At 43.2% G+C, this 3,381-nt stretch carries 2 protein-coding genes and 3 pseudogenes; 3 read left to right on the top strand and 2 right to left on the bottom strand.

The features are described from left to right. Window positions 1-239 precede the first annotated feature (239 nt). Window positions 240-983, top strand: a complete 744-nt coding sequence (locus tag BZG82_RS15835) for an HNH endonuclease (RefSeq protein WP_077766301.1) — start codon at window positions 240-242, stop codon at window positions 981-983. 234 nt (window positions 984-1,217) lie between these two features. Here BZG82_RS15835 and BZG82_RS16790 read toward each other — a convergent pair. After that, window positions 1,218-1,325 (bottom strand): annotated as a pseudogene (locus BZG82_RS16790) (IS110 family transposase); the annotation flags it as partial. A gap of 91 nt (window positions 1,326-1,416) precedes the next feature. On the opposite strand from BZG82_RS16790, the gene BZG82_RS15840 reads away from it, so the two are divergent. Next, window positions 1,417-2,442, top strand: a complete 1,026-nt coding sequence (locus tag BZG82_RS15840) for a hypothetical protein (protein WP_077766302.1) — start codon at window positions 1,417-1,419, stop codon at window positions 2,440-2,442. 233 nt (window positions 2,443-2,675) lie between these two features. On the opposite strand, the pseudogene BZG82_RS16285 reads toward BZG82_RS15840, so the two are convergent. Next, window positions 2,676-2,794 (bottom strand): annotated as a pseudogene (locus tag BZG82_RS16285) (IS110 family transposase); the annotation flags it as partial. Between the two features lie 131 nt (window positions 2,795-2,925). Between BZG82_RS16285 and BZG82_RS15845 the strand changes: the two are divergent. Continuing rightward, window positions 2,926-3,381, top strand: a pseudogene (locus BZG82_RS15845) (transposase); the annotation flags it as partial.

The raw sequence follows: 3,381 nt of genomic DNA on the forward strand, positions 1-3,381 counted from the left end.
GTATTTATTGAGACTAACTGAGTTTTTAAGAGTTCTTTCACCAATTGCACAGTGTTATGTTGGGCGCATAGTAATGGAAAGAAATGAAAAAGGGGAGATGGTCGTTGTACATTCTGAATGAGACCATTAACAAGGCATTCAAAGCCGCCGCAAGCGGCTGGACAAATTAACGCGCTTCGCGCTAAAAACAATTTTCCCTTTAATATGGGCGTTAGGCATCAATGGAGACAGTGGAAAACATGTCAGATAAGAACAAACATGGGTTAAGTCGGTATATACCCGAAGATGTTAAGCGAAAAGTGCGCCAGAAATGTGGTTATGGTTGCGTAGTTTGCGGGACTGCTATTGTTGAGTATGAGCATGTCGACCCTGAGTTTTCTGAAGCAAAAGAGCATGATCCAGATAAAATTGTTTTACTCTGCTCCCATTGTCATGCAAAAGTAACTCGCAAGTTTTTATCGAAAGAGTCAATAAAATTGGCGAGTAAAAAGCCGGCAAGTATTAAAAGCAATTACGCTTCTGAAATGTTTCAGTTGTTAGCCTCAACCCCGAAATTTGTTATTGGAGGTGCATCAATAACTAACACACCTATTCCGCTTGAAGTTAAAGGTTATCCTGTAATTCAAGTTAAACCAGCAGAGGAGGATGGTGCGCCTGCCCGTTTTAGTGCAACGTTTTTCAATAGTCGAGGAGAATTAAGTTTACAAATTATCGACAATGAATGGCGTGTTAACTCAGGTAACTGGGATTTTGAGGCAGTTGGCGGCACTCTCATTGTTCGCGACAATCAGCGAAATGTCTCACTCAAGTTAAGGGTTTCTGATTCTGACGGCATTATTGTCGAAAAAATCAACATGAGAATAGATCGTTACAGAATTGAGGGAAGTAAGACGGAATTGTTTATACGTGGAGATGATGGAACCAATATTAGCTGTGGTGGCATGATAATGAACAATTGTGGTGTTGGTTTCTCGTTAAACTAACGAAGTTGTTGCCTAACACATATGAGCCCTTCTCCGGTCAATAGGCAATAGCATTTTTTTGGCTGCGCAGCAGCCAATGCTCTCGAACAACAAAGTCGTCTACTTCGCTCTGTCATTTCCGCCATTAAGTCATTGCTTACGGCAAACACATATAGAAGGTCTCTTACTGCGGTCTCACCGCTGCCTGCCAATCATGTGACAGGGCCATTAGACATTACTTCCCGTTCCCACGCAGGAGCGTGGGAACGAGTTATGGAGAATGACTTTTCCGTGGTCGTCCGCCGCGTGAAGAGAAAAATGGTGCTTGGCGAGATCAACGCCACAAAAGAACTGAGCAGACATGGTTACCTCCGTTACCAAAGGCTTCACCTAAGTGTGGCAGATCTTCAAGAGGGGGAATCCATGCCATTCGTTATATTTTTTTGAGGTCAGTATGTCTAGAGTTTCTTTAGTCGTCGGTAATGGTTTTTCTATTAGCTTTGGCTATTTTTCTGGATTAGTAAACGAGCTTAATTCTCAGGAGCCGATTACGTGGGATGTTACTTGCCCTTCAACAGGTGAAGCGTTCTTAGCTAGTCTACATAGATTAGAAACTCTGTATAAATTAAATTCAGAGAAACCCCACTTTGATGTATTTAAATTAGCCTTAGACGAGAGTTACTGTAACAGCATTGGTTTGGACAGCTTCAAAACAGCCCTYGAATCTAGGCATTTTTTGACAATAGCTTTTTCAATGTATAGCCAACGGCAGCGCGAGTTATTTTCAACTGATTGGGCTTGGTTTCGATGGTTGAAATTACACCGAGATGAGATTACAGCAGCATTCTCGTTGAATTATGATTTATTGCTTGAAACAGCTTTAGACCGCTTAAATCGAGAGTACTACTCTCTTCAAGTTAACCATCATGGTTATGGTATTCCATTGGTTAAACCACACGGGTCTGTGGATTTTGAAATTACGCCTAATAGCATTTGTTATACTCCTCACTATCCTTTGAACAACTTTGTTGATCTGAACGATACTGGAATCATCAGGCTTGAGGAGCATGAGCTTATGTCTCCAAGGAGACAAGCTCTATGTATCGTGCCAAATGAAGCTAATAAATATGCTTCATATCAATGGGTCGCCCCTGCTAACCAGTGGTTTGAAGGCAAGCTAAAAGACAGTGAGTATTGCTTATTCATTGGTATATCTTACTTCGAATGCGATAGACCTGAGCTAGATAAAATCGTCGATTCTCTTCCAAAAGATTGTGTTATTATTGTAGCGAATCCATATCCGCCTGAAGCATTTATCGACAAAATTAGTGATAGACCATATATCGTCTGGGACAATCCAGAGGGGCCAGTGGATGAGAATGGTGCAATATTAAGTTTAAAATGCTTGGTTACAGGGAAAGCATTGAGAAAGTGTTTTTGTCGAAGTGGCGTTCCTTATCAGTACTGTGGTTGCCATTAAAAATATAACACATATGAGCCCTCCTCCGGTCAATAGGCAATAGCATTTTTTGGCTGCGCCAGCAGCCAATGCTCTCGAACAGCAAAGTCGTCTACTTCGTTCTGTCATTTCCGCCATTAAGTCATTGCTTACGGCAAACACATATAGAAGGTCTGTTACTGTGACTCACCGCTGCCTGCCGTGACAGGGCCATTAGATATTACTTCCCGTTCCCACGCAGGAGCGTGGGAACGAGTTAATAGCTTAGCGCGTGAAACAGATTTATGGAGAATGACTTTTCCGTGGTCGTCCACCGCGTGAAGAGAAAATGGTGCTTGGCGAGATCAACGCCACAAAAGAATTGAGTAGACATGGTTACCTCCGGTATTAAAGGCCGCACCTCAGTGTGGTAGATCTTTAAGAGGGGGTGTAACCCTCCCCAAAAAACTGGTCATTAGCAATTAGAGTTTTTCCGTTTACACTGAAACAAACGGAGAACGCATGATGAAAAAATCACGCTACACAGAAACACAAATCGTAAATATCTTGAAGGAAGTCGAAGCAGGCCGAAAGGTCAACGAAGTCTGTCGCGAATATGGCATCTCTGATGCAACATACTACAACTGGAAGTCCAAGTATGGTGGGATGGAAGCGTCAGATGTTAAACGGCTTAAAGAGCTTGAGGATGAGAATCGGAGGCTCAAGCAAATGTTTGCCGACCTAAGCCTTGAACACCGTATCGTTAAAGATATTCTGGAAAAAAAGCTGTAGGGCCAGCGGTTAAGCGCGAGCTTGTCGATTACGCTCGCAAACACTATCAGGCCAGTTTGCGAATGGCCTGCCGCGTAGTTGGCATTAGCGACTCAGTCTATCGTTACCGACCCGATCCGCATCGGGATGATGAGGTTATCGCGACGTTGCAGGACGCAGCAGAGCGTTATCCTGCCTACGGTTTTGGCA

Origin of the sequence: Salinivibrio sp. PR5 (assembly GCF_001996085.1) — a bacterium.
Classification (GTDB): Bacteria; Pseudomonadota; Gammaproteobacteria; order Enterobacterales; family Vibrionaceae; genus Salinivibrio; species Salinivibrio proteolyticus.

Coding starts and splice junctions, on each gene's coding strand:
- BZG82_RS15835 (WP_077766301.1), top strand. CDS start 240: ATGTCAGATAAGAACAAACATGGGTTAAGTCGGTATATACCCGAAGAT.